At 64.6% G+C, this 18,469-nt stretch carries 19 protein-coding genes; 13 read left to right on the forward strand and 6 right to left on the reverse strand.

Features of this window, described 5'->3' with window-relative positions:
• Window positions 1-108: 108 nt before the first annotated feature.
• The 5 genes from ACFVHY_RS01255 (at window position 109) to ACFVHY_RS01275 (ending at window position 4,377) form a co-directional block, all read left to right on the forward strand.
• The gene (locus ACFVHY_RS01255; protein WP_390267298.1) at window positions 109-441 is read left to right on the forward strand and encodes a WhiB family transcriptional regulator; all 333 of its coding nucleotides are present in this window, start codon (window positions 109-111) and stop codon (window positions 439-441) included.
• Window positions 442-580: 139 nt separating this feature from the next.
• Entirely contained in the window at window positions 581-1,969 is a 1,389-nt protein-coding gene (locus ACFVHY_RS01260) for an MFS transporter (RefSeq protein WP_390267301.1), read from the forward strand.
• Between the two features lie 238 nt (window positions 1,970-2,207).
• A complete protein-coding gene (locus tag ACFVHY_RS01265; RefSeq protein WP_390267304.1) occupies window positions 2,208-2,633 on the forward strand; it encodes a hypothetical protein in 426 nt (141 codons plus the stop codon).
• 54 nt (window positions 2,634-2,687) lie between these two features.
• The gene (locus tag ACFVHY_RS01270; RefSeq protein ID WP_390267307.1) at window positions 2,688-3,521 is read left to right on the forward strand and encodes an alpha/beta fold hydrolase; all 834 of its coding nucleotides are present in this window, start codon (window positions 2,688-2,690) and stop codon (window positions 3,519-3,521) included.
• A 196-nt stretch (window positions 3,522-3,717) separates the two neighbouring features.
• Window positions 3,718-4,377: a cysteine hydrolase family protein gene (locus ACFVHY_RS01275; protein WP_390267310.1), complete on the forward strand. Its 660-nt coding sequence runs from the start codon at window positions 3,718-3,720 to the stop codon at window positions 4,375-4,377.
• 192 nt (window positions 4,378-4,569) lie between these two features.
• Here the strand turns inward: ACFVHY_RS01275 and ACFVHY_RS01280 are convergent, their stop codons facing one another.
• A complete protein-coding gene (locus ACFVHY_RS01280; protein ID WP_390268777.1) occupies window positions 4,570-5,355 on the reverse strand; it encodes an IclR family transcriptional regulator in 786 nt (261 codons plus the stop codon).
• A gap of 145 nt (window positions 5,356-5,500) precedes the next feature.
• Here ACFVHY_RS01280 and ACFVHY_RS01285 point away from each other — a divergent pair, with 145 nt between their 5' ends.
• Genes ACFVHY_RS01285 through dmpG form a run of 3 tightly spaced genes read left to right on the forward strand, consistent with a single transcriptional unit; the run spans window position 5,501 to window position 8,327 of the window.
• Window positions 5,501-6,322: a 2-keto-4-pentenoate hydratase gene (locus tag ACFVHY_RS01285; RefSeq protein ID WP_390267313.1), complete on the forward strand. Its 822-nt coding sequence runs from the start codon at window positions 5,501-5,503 to the stop codon at window positions 6,320-6,322.
• A complete protein-coding gene (locus tag ACFVHY_RS01290; RefSeq protein WP_390267316.1) occupies window positions 6,319-7,299 on the forward strand; it encodes an acetaldehyde dehydrogenase (acetylating) in 981 nt (326 codons plus the stop codon). Before ACFVHY_RS01285 ends, ACFVHY_RS01290 begins: the two co-directional genes overlap by 4 nt.
• On the forward strand, window positions 7,296-8,327 hold the full coding sequence (gene dmpG / locus ACFVHY_RS01295) for a 4-hydroxy-2-oxovalerate aldolase (RefSeq protein WP_390267319.1): 1,032 nt from the start codon (window positions 7,296-7,298) through the stop codon (window positions 8,325-8,327). Before ACFVHY_RS01290 ends, dmpG begins: the two co-directional genes overlap by 4 nt.
• A 24-nt stretch (window positions 8,328-8,351) precedes the next feature.
• Here the strand turns inward: dmpG and ACFVHY_RS01300 are convergent, their stop codons facing one another.
• The 5 genes from ACFVHY_RS01300 to ACFVHY_RS01320 all read right to left on the reverse strand — a co-directional run bounded on the left by ACFVHY_RS01300 (window position 8,352) and on the right by ACFVHY_RS01320 (window position 12,876).
• The gene (locus ACFVHY_RS01300) at window positions 8,352-9,413 is read right to left on the reverse strand and encodes a 2Fe-2S iron-sulfur cluster-binding protein (protein ID WP_390267322.1); all 1,062 of its coding nucleotides are present in this window, start codon (window positions 9,411-9,413) and stop codon (window positions 8,352-8,354) included.
• An 81-nt stretch (window positions 9,414-9,494) separates the two neighbouring features.
• The gene (locus ACFVHY_RS01305; protein ID WP_390267325.1) at window positions 9,495-9,890 is read right to left on the reverse strand and encodes a nuclear transport factor 2 family protein; all 396 of its coding nucleotides are present in this window, start codon (window positions 9,888-9,890) and stop codon (window positions 9,495-9,497) included.
• 5 nt (window positions 9,891-9,895) lie between these two features.
• Entirely contained in the window at window positions 9,896-10,786 is an 891-nt protein-coding gene (locus ACFVHY_RS01310; RefSeq protein ID WP_390267328.1) for a VOC family protein, read from the reverse strand.
• Between the two features lie 18 nt (window positions 10,787-10,804).
• The gene (locus ACFVHY_RS01315) at window positions 10,805-11,677 is read right to left on the reverse strand and encodes an alpha/beta fold hydrolase (RefSeq protein WP_390267331.1); all 873 of its coding nucleotides are present in this window, start codon (window positions 11,675-11,677) and stop codon (window positions 10,805-10,807) included.
• Window positions 11,678-11,691: 14 nt separating this feature from the next.
• Window positions 11,692-12,876 (reverse strand): acyl-CoA dehydrogenase family protein, encoded by a 1,185-nt coding sequence (locus ACFVHY_RS01320; protein ID WP_390267334.1) that lies wholly within the window; start codon window positions 12,874-12,876, stop codon window positions 11,692-11,694.
• Between the two features lie 348 nt (window positions 12,877-13,224).
• Between ACFVHY_RS01320 and ACFVHY_RS01325 the strand changes: the two genes are divergently transcribed.
• From ACFVHY_RS01325 to ACFVHY_RS01345, 5 genes are all read left to right on the forward strand, one after another.
• The gene (locus tag ACFVHY_RS01325) at window positions 13,225-14,427 is read left to right on the forward strand and encodes a Rieske 2Fe-2S domain-containing protein (protein ID WP_390267337.1); all 1,203 of its coding nucleotides are present in this window, start codon (window positions 13,225-13,227) and stop codon (window positions 14,425-14,427) included.
• Between the two features lie 123 nt (window positions 14,428-14,550).
• Window positions 14,551-14,775, forward strand: a complete 225-nt coding sequence (locus ACFVHY_RS01330) for a hypothetical protein (protein ID WP_390267340.1) — start codon at window positions 14,551-14,553, stop codon at window positions 14,773-14,775.
• Between the two features lie 84 nt (window positions 14,776-14,859).
• Window positions 14,860-17,424 carry a CoA transferase gene (locus ACFVHY_RS01335; RefSeq protein ID WP_390267343.1) on the forward strand — a complete coding sequence of 855 codons (2,565 nt, stop codon included), beginning with the start codon at window positions 14,860-14,862 and terminating at the stop codon, window positions 17,422-17,424.
• Entirely contained in the window at window positions 17,424-17,924 is a 501-nt protein-coding gene (locus tag ACFVHY_RS01340) for a DoxX family protein (RefSeq protein ID WP_390267346.1), read from the forward strand. Before ACFVHY_RS01335 ends, ACFVHY_RS01340 begins: the two co-directional genes overlap by 1 nt.
• A gap of 52 nt (window positions 17,925-17,976) precedes the next feature.
• On the forward strand, window positions 17,977-18,462 hold the full coding sequence (locus ACFVHY_RS01345; RefSeq protein WP_390267349.1) for a MaoC family dehydratase: 486 nt from the start codon (window positions 17,977-17,979) through the stop codon (window positions 18,460-18,462).
• Window positions 18,463-18,469: the final 7 nt, after the last annotated feature.

Consider the following 18,469-nt stretch of genomic DNA (forward strand, 5'->3'; position numbering starts at 1 on the left):
GCCGATGCGGTGTGGTGTCGTCGTGGATTCGACTCTGAGGTGTGACCGATGTCGACAACCCCGTGTGCACCCCGGCCGACCGGCAGTCAAGTCGGTCGGCCGCCGTCGATGTCTGTTCGTGAGTTCGAAGCACTCACCCAGCGTTACCGGCGGGGACTCGACCTGTGTCTTCCGCCGGCTTTGGCGAGCAACTGGCAGTGGCAGATCGGTGCCGCTTGCCGAGGCGAGCCGATCGACTGGTTCTACCCGCCTCTGGGCGTTCATGGTAGTAGGCGAAAGGCCCTCGAGCACAGGGCGAAACAGGCGTGTGCCCGGTGCCCGGTACGAGCGCGGTGTCTCGACCACGCGCTGCGGGTGCATGAGCCGCACGGCGTGTGGGGCGGGCTCACCGCCGAGGAGCGGGCAGTTGCCGACCGTGCCGATCGGTGCGCTGACCCCTGATCTCGCGCTGTGATCGTCCGCCCGGTGATTGACGTGCCGGTGTCATCGCTCTAGTGTGGGGCGTCACATAGACCGACCGGACGGTCGGGGCCCGACGCGACCACGCGACGTCGCAGTGCAACCTCGCGGAGGAGAACCGATGAATGTCATCTCGGCTGTGCAACGCAGCCCAATGGGTTTCTGGCAGTACGTGGTGGTGGGAATCTGCTTCCTCGGCAACATGGCAGACGGATTCGAGTTGGCCGTCATCGGGTTTGCGCTTCCGCGTCTCCCCGAGGATTTCGCCACCACCGGGCAGAAGGGCTGGCTCGCCAGCGGTGCCCTCATCGGAATGGGCCTGGGCGCGATGTTCCTGACCCGGTTCGCTGATCGCTACGGACGTCGTCGAATGCTCATCCTCGCATCCGCGACAAGCACCATCGGCATGTTCCTCAGTTCGATGGCTCCAAACGTGTGGGCCCTCTTCGGGTTCCGGCTGGTGACGGGACTCGGCGTCGGGGTGATCGGCGCGCTCACCATCGTTGTGGCGCAGGAGTTCTCCTCCCTGAAGAACCGCAACATGAGCACCGCGATGACAACCATCGGGTACGCAACCGGCGCTTTCCTCGCCGGGTCGGTCGGGCTCGTACTGCTCGATGCCCTGGGTGGTGGGTGGCAGACTCTGTTCCACACCGGCGCCGCCATCAGCCTCATCGGTACCGTCGCGATGATCTTCCTGTTGCCGGAGTCATTGGAATATCTGGTGACCCGGGACGACGACGCCTCTCGCGCGAAGATCGCCCGGATCGCGGCAAAGCTCAATCTCGACGGTGTCGACCCGGCGGCCAAGCCGCCTGTTGACGAGTCCGGCCGGGTCCATGACTCGGACGATGCGGCGATGACGCCGTTCTCGGCTCCATACCTTCGGACGACACTCATGCTGACATTCGGCTTCACGATGCTCATCGCCGCGTACTACTTCGTCACCAACTGGACTCCCCAGCTCATCACCGATGCGACCGGCGACGAAAGGACCGGCACCCTGGTCGGCACCGTCGTCACCTTCGGTGGTGTCATGGGCGCTGTTGTGTTCGGTGTGCTCGGAATGAAACTGTTCTCGACGCATGTCGCATGGCTGATGCTGACGATCGCGGTGATCGCTCAGCTCACCTTCGCCTTGACGATGGCGGGCCCTGTCGCGATCGTCGCGGCCGCGCTCTTGGGTATGGGCGGTTTCGCCGCCATGTCTTCATACATGGCGTCCACCCCGCCGCTCTATCCGGCTGCACTGCGAGCGCGTGCCGTCGGTGCAGTCGTGGGTCTGAGCCGGGTCGGGTCGATCATCACCCCGATCGCTGCCGGCTACTTGCTGTCTTACGTCACCGGTTTCACCCTGTATGTCGGCGCATCGGTGCTCTTTGCGGTGAGTGGCGTGACCATTTTCCTCCTCTGGCGGAGGACACGCAGCCGCTTCAGGCGGGAACGCGACGGCACTGTCGACTCCTCGGCTGGCCGATCGGCACTCCGGGAAGCGATGGTCGGTGAGTGAGTGAGTGAGGCGACGATTGCGCGGCGCTGTCGAAGTCTTGCTCGTGAGTGTGGTGACCACGCCACAGAACCATCACGTGGGCGTTGGCTCGCCCTGCACTCCGTCTCGGCGGGCTGCGAGCGCCACCCGCAGCGACCCCAGAACCCGGCCGAATCTGTTGACTAGGTCACAACAATAGCATACTGTGAGCTGGGTAACCGACTAGTCGGTCGGGAACGGCGGATGCGCAAGGAGAACCATGTCGACTCAAGAACTCACTGAAACGGACCGCTTCGTCCGGAATCTGGAGAATGACGCAGACTTCCGTACCCACACGGAGTGGTACGACGGTTCGATCTGCCTGCGTAACGGAGATGACGTTCTGTGGCTCAAGGTATACCGCGGGAGGATTGTCGAAGCGCTCGATCACGAGCCACCGTTCGGTTCGGTCGTGACGATCGCGGCGTCTGGTGAGGTCTGGCGTCGGGTGAGCGCGGGTGAACTGATCTTCACGGATGCCATCGCCGCAGGTTCCCGGCACCTTGTCTCGTACGAGGATGCGAACGCCGAAGGGGGCGGTTACCGCACTCCCGAGGTCGTGATCTCGGGCAACCAGTTCGAGGCGGGTCGAATCCACATCGCGTTGCGCGCGTTGTACAACGTGTATGCCCGCAGCTTCGCCTGACGACCCTGTTGCCCTATCGATCCACGCCGTCACGGCACCTCACCAAGGAAAACAATGATTTCGAATAACAGCTTGACTGGCCACTACATCGAAGTGAACGGCACCAGAGCCTTCTATGACGAGATCGGCGAAGGTATTCCATTTCTCGGCATCCATACGGCGGGGTCTGACTCTCGCGAGTACCAGTATCTGCTCCCCGAGCTCGCCAAGCGCGGCTACCGCGCCGTTGCAGTCGATCTGCCAGGACACTCGCGATCATATCCGGTCAACTGGGAACCAACGCGTACGCTTCACGAGCACGCCGAGTTCGTGCATGCATTCTGCGCCGCGACCTTTGGTGACGAGAAGCCTGTGGTTGCGGGGTGCTCGATTGGTGGGAGTATTTCTTTCGACCTCATTGCCAATCACAGTGAAGACTTTCGCGCGATCATCCCAATGGAAGGGTTGGCCTGGGGTAGTCCGATTCTTCCTCACCCAGAGCCGCTGCAATTCCCGTCGTGGTCGACAGCATGGAAGCCATTCCTCGAATACGCTGCAATCGATTCCCTGGGGACGAAAACCCTCGCTGACCCGCTCAAGGTCAAGGAGTTGTGGTGGCAGCACCAGAACGCCCACGAGGCCGGCAACGGGGACATTCAAGGTTGGGCGTCGCATGATGTCAGAGAGAAGTTGCAGGCACAGGGCTCGGCGAAATGTCCTGTCCTGATCGTGAAGGGTACCGATGACTTCTGGCTGCCAGAGGAGCTCATCCGTAGGTCTGCTGCGCTCGTCGGTCCGGACGCCGAGGTCGCGATCCTTGACGGTATCGGTCATTACCCGATGTTCGAAGATCCGGTCGGAATTGCTGAACTCATCGACAGCTTTGTCACGAAGTCGACAGGTAAGTAGTCAGTTCTGACCCTGGCAAAGAGCACCCGAATTGTCCATGACGGACGCTTCGGGGTGGAGTCCTGAGTGCCCTCCGGGCCGTTCGATCCGACACATCGAGGTGGTCGTACGGCCCGGACGGGACATTGTGTAGTTCACGCCACACGGGCCGCGAAAGGTGGCCTGAGGGTTGTAGTCAATCAAGGAAATGAGAACAATGCCCCTCGACATCGAAATTCCGGAGTTCCCGCCGGTGCCTGTGGACGATATCGTCCTGGTGCTCACGCATATGCAGAATGACTTCTGGCATCCGGAAGGCAGTGGATTCCAGTTCACGAACGACAACCTTCCATTTCCTGACACGAAAGAGCGAATTGCCTCAGTGGTGCAGGGGTGTCGCGAGCTCGGTGTTCCCATCATCTATCATAATGAGACATTCCGCCCAGGCCACCCAGAACTGAAGGTGCGCCGCAACGGCTATGTCCGTGGCACCGGTCGAGTACTCAAGTGTCCGGAGGAGAACATGGCCGTACGAGGCGAGTGGGGCGCGAACACACTCGATGAGATCGCGCCGCAACCGGGGCGCCCCGAGTTTGTGGTGGACAACGCGAAGGTGGACCCGTTCACCTGCAGCGAATTCGACGTACTACTCCGCAACTTGGGACGCAATATCGTGGTCATTGCCGGTCTCGCAACGGATTTCGGAGTCTCGATGACTGCGCGCAGCGCCAATGAACGTGACTATGGAGTCGTCGTGTTGTCCGACTGTACGGACCGGATGCTCGGTGAGTACAGCGAGATGACGATGCAGAAGCTCTTCCCATTTCTCGGCAGGGTGATGACCTCCGCCGAACTGCTCACCGAGTTGAAGTTCTGATCGATGCGAGCTTGCGGTAGCTGCGGCATACCAACGACTGTCGTCGATGGGACTCAGCTCCCGCAAGACGCATTGCCATGGACGCCAACCGGGGTTCGAGCACCCCGATCGGGTTGGCGGTCGTGGTGAACCAACGCCCTGGGCGTGGTCACGAAGACCGAGTATCGTGTCGAGGGGTCTGGACCGTCGAGGCTATCGATCGCTGAGTCGTTCTCGTCTGGTGAGAACGTTGCCGAGCTCGTTCGCAGCGGCCCGTACCGATGCCGCGTGAGCAGCGGGATCGAAACGTACGGCGGGTCCGGTGACGCTTATCGCGGCGATCGCGTCGCCGCCGGCGAGGCGAACCGGCGCGGCGACGCATACGATTCCGAGAGTCGATTCCTCGGCCTCGAAGGCCACTCCCTCGACCACGATGCGCTCCAACTGCCGGTTCAGCACGCCGGGGTGCACGATCGTGTGCGGGGTGTGCCGTGGCAGTGGACCCGCCAGTACTGCGTTGCGAACATCCGGCGCTGCATGCGCCAGAAGGACTTTGCCGATCGCTGTGCAGTGCACTGGCATCCGCCCACCAAGTTTCGACGGAGCCGCGGCCTGGCGATGACCGCCGATCTTCGACAGGTACATCACCTCGTTGCCGTCCAGTACGCCGAGGTGGACGGTCTCCCTGGTTCGTACGTAGAGGTCTTCGAGGAACGGGATCGCCAGCTCGAGCAGGCCGCGCCCGACCGAGGCGCGCATCCCGAGTTCGAAAAGCTGCCCCCCCAGGCGGTACCCATCATCCGCCCTGTCGAGCAATCGGACCTCGACCATGTCTCCGAGGACTCGGTGTAGCGTGCCTTTCGCGATGCCGGTACGTCGTTGGATCTCACTGAAAGACAGTGCAGCGTCATCTATTCGAAAAGAGTGCAACGTCACCATCACCTTCCCGAGGACCGTCGACGAGTCGAAGCCGGGTTCGGCGCTCCCGGGGTTCGACATCGGGGGTCGATGGTTGGTCACGGCGCCCATTTTACGGCCGCGTTCTGCTCAGTGGAACTGTTTGCTGGCGTACCGGGGGTCCCGGAGGGACAGTGGGTCGTCCGGATCATCTGACCGGGTTCGCACCGAGAGTTGGACTGAATTGATGAGTGGTACCCCTGACCTCCAAGATCCGCGTGTGGCCGGCGACGCGATCGCGGTCGCGGCCGATCGGCTCCGAACGGCGGAGACATCGCGCATCCCGACCGTCCCCGTCCGGGACCTGATCGGCTCCGACGACCTGAGTGCGGCGTACTCGGTGCAACAGCACATCGTGGGCGACCGCGTGGCCGCGGGCGCGACCATCGTCGGCCGCAAGATCGGGCTGACTTCGCCTGCTGTCCAACGTCAGCTCGGCGTCGACCAGCCCGATTTCGGCTTCCTGTTCGACGACATGGCCTACACCGACGGTGGCAACGTGCCCCTGTCCCGGCTGCTACAGCCCAAAGTCGAGACCGAGATCGCGTTCGTCCTCGGCCGGGACCTCGAGGACGGTGCGCTGGACGTCGCGGACGTGGCCGCCGCGGTCGCCTATGCAGTGGCCGCAATCGAGATCGTGGACAGCCGGATCGCGAACTGGGACATCACCTTCGGGGATACCGTGGCCGACAACGCCTCGAGTGGGTTGTTCGTTCTCGGGGATCATCACACTCCGCTCGAGACATTCTCCCCGGTCGCCTCGGCGATGCGAACTCTCGTCGATGGGCACGAGGTTTCGACGGGTACCGGAGACGCATGCCTGGGAGACCCCCTGAACGCGCTGAGCTGGCTCGCTCGGGCCGCGCGCGAACACGGTGATCCGCTCCGAGCCGGTCAGGTCATCCTCTCCGGTGCGCTCGGCCCCATGGTGCCGATCACCGGCCCCTGCACTGTCCGAGCCGAGATCACCGGTCTCGGTTCGGTTTCGGCGAACTTCGTGAAGGAATGAGCAGCATGAACCCCACACCCAAGACCCGGGTCGCCATCATCGGCTCGGGAAACATCGGCACCGACCTGATGATCAAGGTCCTGAGGCATTCTGAGCACCTCGAGATGGGCGCGATGGTCGGCATCGATCCGGAATCCGACGGCCTGGCCCGCGCGGCGCGGCTTGGCGTGCCCACCACCGCTGCCGGCGTGCATGGCCTTCTCGATCTCCCGGAGTTCGACGACATCGGCATCGTGTTCGACGCCACCTCGGCCCGCGCGCACGTCGCCAACAACGAGCTGCTCGCACCGTTGGGCAAGCGAATGATCGATCTGACCCCGGCCGCCATCGGCCCCTTCGTCGTTCCGGCGGTCAATCTCGCCGAGCACCTCGACGCTCCCAACGCCAACATGGTGACCTGCGGCGGGCAGGCGACCATCCCGATAGTCGCCGCGGTCTCGCGCGTGGCACCAGTGCCCTATGCCGAGATCGTGGCGTCCATCGCCTCGAAATCGGCCGGCCCCGGGACTCGGGCGAACATCGACGAGTTCACCGAGACCACGTCTCATGCAATCACCAGTGTCGGGGGAGCGGAGCGTGGCAAGGCCATCATCGTGCTCAACCCGGCCGACCCGCCATTGATCATGCGTGACACCGTTCTGTGTCTCGTGCACGCGCCAGAGGCGGAGACGCACCAGGCGATCCGCGAATCGGTGAACTCGATGGTCGCTGATGTGGCCGCGTATGTGCCCGGCTATCGCCTGAAGCAGATGGTGCAGATCAGCGAGATCCCCGCCGACCAGCCCGTGCAGACCCTGCTGGCGGAGACCTCGACGACAGTCCCCACCCACCAGGTCAGCGTCTTCCTCGAAGTCGAGGGCGCAGCACACTATCTGCCGGCGTACGCGGGCAACCTCGACATCATGACCTCGGCCGCGCTGCGATACGCGGACAGCATCGCAGCACAGGCAGCAACCCTGGCAGGAGCCACCACATGAGTACCACCCAGCTGTACATCCAGGACGTCACCTTGCGCGACGGCATGCACGCCGTGCGACATCGTATCTCTCCGGATTCGGTGGGCCGGATAGTGAAGGCCCTCGACGCCGCCGGCGTGGACGCCATCGAGGTCGCCCACGGTGACGGTCTCTCGGGCGGCAGCCTCAACTACGGGCCCGGCAGCCACACCGACTGGCAGTGGCTCGAGGCCGCCGCGGACAACATCACGCACGCGCGACTGACGACGCTGCTGTTGCCCGGGATCGGCACCATCGAAGACCTCACCCGGGCTTATGAACTCGGTGTTCGTTCGGTGCGCGTGGCCACCCACTGCACCGAGGCAGACGTCGCCGCCCAACACATCTCCACCGCCCGTGAGTTGGGCATGGACGTCTCCGGCTTCCTCATGATGAGCCATATGACCTCGGCCCCGGCCCTCGCCGACCAAGCGAAGCTGATGGAGAGTTATGGGGCTCACTGCGTATACGTCACCGATTCGGGCGGTCGACTGACCATGGACGGAGTTCGCGAGCGGGTCCGTGCCTACCGCGAGATTCTGGACGAGGCCACCGAGATCGGCATCCACGCGCACGAGAATCTGTCCTTGGCAGTGGCGAATTCCGTTGCAGCGGTAGAAGCCGGCGCCCTGCGCGTCGACGCCTCCCTGGCCGGGCACGGCGCCGGTGCGGGCAATTGCCCCATCGAGCCGTTCATCGCGGTGGCCGACTTGTACAACTGGAAGCACAACGCGGACCTCTTCGCGCTCCAGGACGCCGCCGACGACATCGTGCGGCCCCTGCAGGATCGTCCCGTCCGCGTCGACCGTGAGACGCTCACGCTCGGTTACGCGGGGGTCTACTCGTCGTTCCTGCGGCACGCCGAGGCCGCGGCCGCCCGCTACGACCTCGATGTCCGGGACATTCTCCTCGAGGTCGGCCGGCGAGGACTCGTCGGCGGTCAAGAGGACCTGATCGTGGACATCGCGCTCGACATGCGGTCCGGCGAGACCGCGAACTCGGCCGACTGAGACAGGCTCCTGACCGCCGGCTCGTCAGAACTCGATTCGAAGCGAATCCGAGGTCGGACGAGCCTGGCAGGCCAGGATGTAGCCGTCGGCGATGTCCGCGTCGTCGAGGGCGCCGGTCACCGCCATCTCGACGGTGCCCTTGGTCAGCGAACACGCACACGATCCGCACTCACCTTCGCGGCACGAGTAGGGTGCGTCGAGCCCGGCCCCCAGCATCACGTCGACAAGGGTTCGTGAGCGGGGCCAGGACAGCTGATGGGTGTGCCCGTCCAGCTCGACCTCGACCTGTGCCGCCGAATCGACCTCCTCGTCGCTGAGTTCGCCGAGCTCGACGTCCTCGAAGGGATCGCCGGACAACGAGGTGTACACCTCGTTGTGCACGCGCTCATGACCGAATCCAGCTTTCGACAACCCGGCGTGGACGGCATCCATGAACGGACCGGGGCCGCAGACGTAGGCCGAGTGCGTCGCCGACAACGGTGCGATCAGGTTGGCGACCTGGTCTTCGGTCAGTCGGCCCTGCACCGAGTTCAGCCAGTGGATCACCGTCAGTCGATCGGCGTGACGGGTCTGCAGTTCGCGGAGCTCGGCGGCGAAGATGACGTCACGTTCGCCGCGATTCGCGTAAAGGAACGTGACGGGGCCGGTGCCGTCGGCGAGGACAGCCTTCAGGATCGACATCACCGGGGTCACCCCTGAACCCGCGGCGATCAGGAGGGTCGGAGCGTCGATGTCCGACGGAGTGAACACACCCGACGGCGGCAGCACCTCGATCTGTGCACCCACCGCGAGGTTGTCGCAGATCCAGTTCGATCCGTAACCGTCAGAAGTTCTCTTGACCGTGATCTTCGGTCGTTCATCGTGCCCGGCGGTCGATGACAACGAATAACAGCGGGCGACCGACCCGATCTGCTCGCTGGGGATCCGCAGAGTGAGGAACTGCCCGGGCAGGTAGTCGACGAACTTCTCCGCGTTGTGGGTCGGGAGGTCGAAGACGATACTGCGGGCGTCCTGGGTCTCGTCGATCACCTCGGCGACGGTGAGGATCACGCTGCGATTGCTGTGCGGGTTCAAGTCGGTGGTCATGTGCTCTCTCCGAGGCGGGGGTCTGTATGTCGGCCGGCCATGGGGGCGACCCAGACAGCGGTCGCCCCCATGGCCGCGAGGTCACTCGACCAGCGTCAGCGTGCGGGTGTGGAAAAGCCAAGCGCCGTCTTGATAGCGGAATGTGTCGACGTAGCGACCCACCGCCTGTACCGACCATGGGTCGCCGCCGAGAACGATGAGATCGCTTGTCGCAACTGCTGTGTCGGCTGTCCACGACGAGACATGGGTGTTCGCGAACACGTGCCTGCTGCGGTGATCCGACACCAGATCCGAATACAGCCGCTCGATCGCCTCGAGGCCGCTCACGACGCCGATGCCCGGAAGGTCGATGGTCGCGTCATCGCAGTACAGGGCCACGACGTCGTCGACCAGACCGTCATCCCAGGCATGCGCGTAAGCGGCGATGGTCGAGGCGACGTCGGCAGCGACGCCGGAGTAGATGGGAGCCCTTGTCATGTCGACTACTTCTCGTAGGGGCGGTACTCGTGGCCCCAGTAGCTGTCCGCCGTGATCTCGTCGGCGGAGTAGGTCGCCTGATCGACGAGCTTGCCTTCGCACCCCACCTCGAGATCCCAACCGCTCGGTGTGCGGACATAGAACGACACCATCTTGTCGTTGGTGTGGCGTCCGAGCGTGACGGAGACATGGAATCCGGCAGCGGTCACTCGGTCGAGAGCGCGACCGACCTCGTCGAGCGTCTCGCACTCCACCATGACGTGAACGAGCGCCGGCGGCTCGATCTCGGTCGCGGGGATGATGGCCATGCTGTGGTGGCGGGCATTCACACCCATGAACCGAAGGCGCTGGCCGCGGTACTCCGGCGTCGGCGGCAGACGGAAGGCGCCGCGGGTGTAGAAGCCGAGGACCTCGGTGTAGAAGGAAAAGGCGGCGTCGAGGTCGGTGACCGGAACCACCGCGTGGCCGAGTCCCAGATCTCCGGTGACGAAACGGTTGCCATAGGGCGTCGACAACGGCGAGTGGTCAAGTGCCGCACCGTGAAAGACCTCGATCGGGGTGCTTCCCGGAGCAATGAACCGGAACGCTGCCTCGACCCGGCGGATGTCCAGCTCGTCCTGGCTCAGTGGCGTCGTCTCGATGCCGCTGGCGTCGACCGCCTCGCGGACCGCATCGAGCGCTGCGCCGTGCGGCGCCTCCCAGCCCACTGCCGAAACGGCATCCACCTCATCGGGGAGAACGACGATTCGCCCGGCTCGCTCGTCCATCCGCAGGTAGAGCGCGCCGTCCTCGTCGCCGGAACCGTAGGCGAAGCCGATGGCGTCGGCGAAGCGTTTCCAGCTATCCATGTCGGTGGCTCGGGTGCGGACATACCCGAGTGCTTGGATGTTCTTCATTCTGTTCTCCTTTGAGAGCTAGTCGCCCCGGGTGAGGAACTCCAGGACGAGTCGCTCGAACTCGTCCTGTCGCTCCTGCATTGCCCAGTGGCCGCAGTTCGGGAATACGTGCAGCTCCGCGTTGCGGATGTTGCGCATGGGGTGGAGTGCGCCCTCGAGCGGGGTGACGCGATCGTCGCGCCCGTAGGTGAGGAGCGTCGGCTGGTCGATTTCGTGCAGTCGTGCCCACACCGGGACCTCGGCGAGCTGGGCTGCGGACGGTGGGCGCATTGCAGCCCGGAAGAAGTCTCGGATGAAATCGATCCCACCGGGAGCCGAGGCGACCTGCCACCGGCTCTCGACCAACTCCTCGGTGAGGAACGACTGCTGGTCGCCCACCATCGCCTGCATCCAGGTCACCAGACGATCGCGAGTCGGGTCCTCACAGAACTGGACGAGTAGCCGGATCCCTTCGCTGGGGAGCGGGGACAACAGCTGTGGCGAGATCCCGCCGGGCCCCATCAGCACCAGGCGCCGGACGCGATCTGGATGGTCGAGGGTCAGCAGGGTGGCCACCGCACCACCGAGCGAGTTGCCGACGACATCGACCTGATCGAGTCCGACCTCGTCGATGACCCGCAGTGCAGCCTCGACTGCCAGCGGGATGTACGGGGTGGTGAGGTCCGGGGTGTAGCTGGCGCCGAAACCCGGCTGGTCCGGGATCACGACGGTGCTGGTCTGAGAGAACGTGGGGACGTTGGGTCCGAAGTTCGCCCAGCCGGTCACTCCGGGGCCCGATCCGTGGAGCATCAGGAGCCCGCGGCCGGTACCGGCGAGGTGATAGGTCAATTCATTCGGACCTTCGATGGTCCGTCGGGTGTTTTCCGGTGTGAACGTCTTGTTCTCGGTCACTCGCACAACCGTTCTCAGATCAGGACTCGTTGAGCGGGAGTGGGTTCGACACCCATCTCGGTCAACGCAGTCGTGTGGTAGGTCGGGCCGGGCACGTGTATCGCGTGATGCAGACCGGCTCGGGCGTCCCGCCAGAATCGTTGCATCGGATTGTCCAGGCGCAGAGCGCTACCGCCGGCGCGGGCGAAGATCTGGTCCGCCGCTCCTACCGCACGCCACGCGCAGCTGACCTGATTGCGTCGGATGAGGGCCCGATGCTCGAAAGTGATCGGCTTGCCCGAGTCGGCGAGGTCGTATGCGCGCGAGATGCCGTCGAGCAGTTGGGTCCGCGACGCGGAGATCTCGGCGGCGGCCTCGGACAGCGCTGACAGGGTGTACGGATCTTCCTTGACCTTCACACCGCTGGCATTCGTCCTGCTCGCCTGGTAGTTGTACACGCGCTGCAGCAGACCTTCGGTCGTGCCGATGACCGATGCGGTGATGCCCAACGGGAACATCGCCCAGAACGGCAGACGGTAGAGCGTCTGAGTGCGTCCGGCCCGCTCTGCGGCGATCTCGCCTTCGGCCACCTCGTTCGCGTCGATCGTGCGATACGTCGGGATGAACGCGTCCGTCACCCGGATGTCCTTGCTACCGGTTCCGCAGAGCCCGAACACCTTCCACGAATCGTCGACGATCGTGTAGTCCTTGCGCGGGAGGATCACGTGCAGGACCTTGGGCGGCATGAGCGGATTACCGTCCGCGTCACCCACCATGGCGCCGAGAAAGATCCAGTCACAGTGGTCGGTTCCGGACGAGAACTGCCAGTGGCCGTTGAGGATGTAACCCCCGTCGGTCGGCACGGCGATCCCGCCGGCCATGTACGGCGAGGCGATCCACGTGTCGGGGTTCTCTCCCCACACCTCTTCCTGAACGCGGCGGTCGCACAGCGCCATCTCCCATGGATGGACGCCGCCGACGCCACACACCCATCCGGTCGACCCGCAATTGCGCGCAACGGCCATCACGGCTTCGGCGAACTCCACCGGATGAGCCTCGAAGCCGCCGTACTCTTTCGGTGCGAGCATTCGCATGACGCCGGCCTCGCGGATGACCGCGACGGATTCGTCGGATAGTTTTCCGAGCCGTTCGGTCTCGTCGGCCGCATCGGCCAACCGCAGTCCCATGCTCTCGACCTTCTGCACCACTTCGTGAGTCATCTCTTGCCTCCTGGGCTATCACCTCGCCTCATCGGCGCTGCGGTCGAGGCTAAGAAGTCCGCGCAGGTCGGAGCGAGCCGCTTTTCCGGTCAGCGGGAGCCCCGCCGGGGTTTCCACTCACCGGAAGTCGCAAAACCGCAGTGGCCCAAATCTCCTACGGTCAGTGGCAGTCATCACACTACGAACTCCGCCGGTCCGGCGAGTCCGTGGGAACGATTCGGCGAAGGTCCTCTGCCCGGGACCCATTGCACCGTGTGATGTCGGATCGCGCCGCGCGTGCCCCAAGCTGCTCGAGTCGGCAGCTCCGGCTCAAACCGCGCCGCCAACAGTAGCTACCAGGAGGTCACATTGACGTCTACCCAACCGATCCCCGCCGAGTCGGACGAGGTTCGAGTCATCGAGACGGCCGCTCCGCCCGCGCGGTTCGCACGTGGTTGGCACTGTCTCGGTCTGGCAGATTCGTTCCGGGACGGCAAGCCACACAGCGTCCAGGCTTTCGGCACCAAGCTGGTCGTCTTCGGCGACAGCACAGGCAAACTCAATGTGCTCAACGGCTATTGCCCGCACATGGGTGGTGATCTGAGCCAGGGTGAGGTCAAGGGCGATGAGATCGCCTGCCCGTTCCACGACTGGCGGTGGGGTGGCAATGGCCGATGCAAGGACATTCCCTATGCCCGGCGTGTGCCACCGCTGGCTCGCACCAGGGCATGGACCACGCTCGAGCGGAATGGCCAGCTGTTCATCTGGCATGATCCCGAGGGCAATCCGCCTCCCCCGGAGGTGACGATTCCCGAGATCGAGGATTACGGGACCTCGGCGTGGTCGGAATGGACGTGGAGCTCGGTGCAGATCGATGGCTCGCACTGCCGGGAGATCGTGGACAACGTCGTCGACATGGCGCACTTCTACTACATCCACTACGCCTTCCCCGTGTATTTCAAGAATGTGTTCGAAGGGCATATCGCCGCGCAATCGTCGAGGTCGGCTCCACGGCCGGATGTCGATGTGACGCCAGGCGCTGAACCGGTCAGCATCGACCTCGATCCGGGTCGCTCCGAGTCTGCGTATTACGGGCCTTCGTACATGATCGACCGCGAGTACACGAGCCTCGAGGGTGGCGGGGAGATGGAGACCATCCTCATCAATTGCCACTACCCGATCTCCGCAACATCTTTCGTGTTGCAATGGGGTGTGCTCGTGCGTAAACCCGAGGGGATGAGCGACGAGGCGTCGGCGCAGACGGCGGAGGCATTCGCCGGATTCGTCGAGAAGGGTTTTCTGCAGGACGTCGAGATCTGGCGTAACAAGACGAAGATCGACAACCCCCTCCTGTGCGACGAGGACGGACCGGTCTATCAGTTGCGGCGCTGGTACGAACAGTTCTACGTCGATGTCGCCGACGTGACCCCGGAGATGGTCCAGCGGTTCGAGTTCGAGATCGACACCGACCGTGCCAATTCGGCGTGGCGCAAAGAGGTTGAGGACAACCTCGCTTCCGGCCGCTACATCAGCAGCGCGCCCGCCGGTTCCTTCGATTCGGTCGACGCCTGACACGCCTGAGAGATCGTCTGAGGCTCGTCGCGGGGCCGTCCGAGAGGATTCTTCCCGCGGCGAGCCTTCACGTGTTCGACCGACACGTGTCGGACCACAGCACGCTTTCGCAAAGGAGAAGAGATGCAACCGTTGGCATGTCGTCGTTGCGGCACCGGCGTTCTGGTCAAGAAGAACAGTCTCGCGCAGACCTCGGTCCAGTGGGGCGACTCGTCGTCTTGCGTCGAACTCGGACGGATCGCGGACGTCAACGAACGCGCCCGATACGCGGGGTGTTCATACCTGCGTGACTCCATCGACGAGGCAGTGCGCGCGCGGCTCGTCGAGGTACCCGACCTGGACGGCTGACGCGGGCGTCGTGGTGGACCGAGGGCCTCTCACTGGCCGGGAGGACACCGACATGCTAATAGTCTTGCGACTAAAGTCCCCGCTATGGAAACGCAACTGTTGGCCGGTGTCCGAGTCGTAGAGATCGCCGATGAGCAGGCCGAGTACTGCGGGCTGGTCCTGGCAGGTCTCGGCGCCGACGTGGTCAAGATCGAACCGACCGGCGGCAGCCCCACGAGAGAGATCGGGCCGTTCTACGGCGGTGTGGTCGACCCCGAGAGGTCGCTGTACTTCTGGAACTACAACCGCGGAAAACGGTCTGTGGTCATCGACGTGGACACACCGGACGGTGCCGTCGAGCTGAAGACCCTGTTACAGGGGGCGGACGTGATCATCGACTCGAGGTCGCCGTCGGAGGGCGACTCCCGGCGGGCGCTGGGCACCGATGCCGAGACGCTTCGGCGGGAGTTCCCGAGTCTGGTCGTGGCGCGCATGACACCGTTCGGCGAGACGGGTCCGTGGCGGGACTACCGAGGTTCGGATCTGGTGCATCTCGCCCTCGGTGGTCAGGCGATGAACTGCGGTTACTCGCCACAGCCGAGCGGAACGTACGATCTACCGCCGATCGCGCCACAGCTCTGGCACGCCTATCACGTTGCGAGCGAACAGTTGTTGATCGCGATCGTCGGGGCTCTCGTGTACCGGCAGCAGTACGGTCGGGGGCAGATCGTCTCGTGCGCCGTCCACGAGGCCGTGGCGAAGAACACCGAACTGGACCTCATGAATTGGGTGATGCGGCACGTCCCGCTGTACCGGCAGACCTGCCAGCACGCCGGGGAGACGGTGGCGACCGGGACCAATCTCCTGCACACCAAGGACGGCCGCTGGTTCATCTTCACGCTCGTGGGAAATCGCGACCGCACCAAGATGATCCGGTTCCTGGAGAGCTACGGGATGGCGGCCGATCTGGAGGTCGATGAGAGCGCCGTCGACCGTGGGGGCCGCGCGATTCCCGGCAGTGGTCCGAGCACCGAGCCACTCAACCACCTCCAGGACGTCGTCCAGCGGCTCTTCCGGAGATTCACCTACGAGACCGCTCCGTGGCGGGAAGCGCAGGAAGCGGGGGTGATGTGCGTACCGATCCGGAAGCCGGAAGAGAACCTGGCAGACCAGCACTGGACCGCCCGGAGCACGTTCAGCGAGATCGAACATCCTGAACACGACCGCTCATTCACCTACGCCACCAGCAAGTGGTTGTCGTCGGAGACGTCCTGGTCGCCCGGCCGGCGAGCGCCCCTGCTCGGCGAGGACACCGGCGAGGTCGCTGCCGATTCCACCGCGGCAACGACGAGCGTCGGGGCTGCGCGATGGCATCGGAACCGGCCCTCTGTCCACGGCAAGCCGATGGCGCTCGACGGCATCCGCGTCCTCGATTTCACCTGGTTCCTCGCCTCGGCCGGGGGGACCCGCTTCCTCTCGGCGCTCGGGGCGGAATGCATCAAGGTCGAGTGGGCAGCACATCCCGACACGCGGCTGGGAGCGATGGCGCCGGTCGGCGGCCGCGCCGCGAGACAGGCTGCCACGGAGCCGATCCCGGGCGTGACCGACAGCGACATGGGTGGACAGTTCAACAACAAGAACGCGGGCAAGCGGGGCCTCTCGCTGAATGTCCGGCATCCCGACGGCCTGAAGATCGCTCGTGAACTCGTCGCCGTGTCGGACATCGTCGCCGAAGGCTTCTCGCCGGGTGTGATGGATCGCTGGGGACTCGGATACGACGAGCTCCGCTCGATCAAACCCGACATCATCTACGCGCAGCAGTCGGGGATGGGGACGGCGGGCACCTACGGACGTTTCCGGGCCGTCGGCCCGATAGCCGCCGCGCTGTCCGGGCTCAGCGAGATGTCGGGACTTCCGACACCGGCGATGCCGGCCGGGTGGGGATACTCCTACCTCGACTGGATCGGTGCCTACAGCTTCTCCCTCGCCATGCTCTCGGCCCTTCATTACCGTGGCCGAACGGGCAAGGGCCAGTGGATCGATGCCTCGCAGACCGAGACCGGGATCTACCTGTCCGGGCTGGCGATGCTCGACCACAGCGCGAACGGGACGTCGTGGGAGCGCATCGGCAACCGGTCGCCGCACAAGGCGGCGGCTCCGCACGGGATCTATCCGTGCCACGGCGTCGACCGGTGGATCGCGATCGCGTGCTTCGACGATGCCGACTGGGCCGCAGTCACCACCGTCGCGGGGCATCCGGAGTGGCGTGATGATCGGCGATTCGCGACGCTCGCCGAGCGGATGGCACACCAGGACGAACTGGACTCGTTGATCTCCATGTGGACGAGCGGCCGGGATCGGTATGAGCTCATGCACACGCTGCAGGGTGCGGGAGTCGCGGCGGGAGTCTGTCAGACCGCCGAAGATCGATGCGAATCCGATCCCCAACTGGCCGAGTTGCGCTGGCTCACCGAGGTCACCGGCACGAAAATCGGTACCTGGCCGGTCGCGGAGTTCCCCGTCGAGATGAGTGAGTCGCCGTCCCATATCGGCGGCATGATCGATCGTGGCGCACCGTGTTACGGCGAGGACAACGAGTACGTGCTCGGCGAGATCCTCGGCTACGACTCGCGCACGATCCGCGAATTCAGCGAGAACGGCGTCATCTGATGGGTGCGGAGGACGTGGCGCTTCTGATGCTCCGGGTGACGCTCGGCGGCACGATGATCATGCACGGCGTCAATCACTGGGTGGGTGGTGGACGGATCGAGGGAACTGCCCGGTGGTTCAGCGGACTGGGCCTACGGCATGGCGTCGCGCAGGCATGGCTGAGCGTGGCGACCGAGATCGGCGCGGGCGTGCTGCTGATCCTGGGCCTCGTGACTCCACTGGCCGCCGCCGCGGTCGTGTCGGTGATGCTCGTCGCCGGGCTGCTGGCGCACCGGACGAACGGTTTCTTCGTGTTCAAAGACGGATACGAGTACGTGATGGTTCTCGCCGTCGTCGCGGCGGTGATCGGGGTGATCGGTCCCGGACAGGTCTCGATCGACCACGCAGCGGGCCTCGTGGTGGACGGGTGGGCCGGTGGCGCCGTCGCTGTCGGCGCGGCCATCGCGCTCACCGCCGTCCTCCTCGCGCTGACCTGGCGTCCGCGAGCGGCCTCGGAGTGAATCACCGAAGAAAGCCCGTGAGCGACAAGCCGACACGAAAGGCGGTGCAGGGATGGACATCATGACAGGCGGCGGGGCGGCGCCCCTGGTCGTCGACGGCGTCGACGGTCTTCGAGACGCGGTGGGAGCCTCCATCGGACCGACGGGCTGGCTGGCGATAGAACAGCCGCGGATCGATGGATTCGCCGATGCGACCGGGGACCATCAGTGGATCCATGTCGACACGACTCGTGCCGCGTCATCGCCATTCGGGTCGACCATCGCACATGGGTATCTGACCTTGTCGCTGTGCAATCTGTTCCTGCCCCAGATGCTGAATGTCGAGAACGTCAGCATGGGTGTGAACTACGGCGTCGACAAGGTCCGGTTCCCGGCACCGGTCAGGGTCGGTTCCCGTCTGCGGGGCCGCGGCGAGATCCTCGATTGCGCGGACGTACCGGCCGGCGGGGTTCAGGTGAAGATCCGCATCACCGCCGAACTCGAGGGTTCTGACCGTCCCGGATGCGTCGTCGAGACGCTCAATCGTTGGTTGCCGTAACAGACAG

The organism is Gordonia sp. NPDC127522 (assembly GCF_042672305.1).
Lineage (GTDB): Bacteria > Actinomycetota > Actinomycetes > Mycobacteriales > Mycobacteriaceae > Gordonia > Gordonia hongkongensis.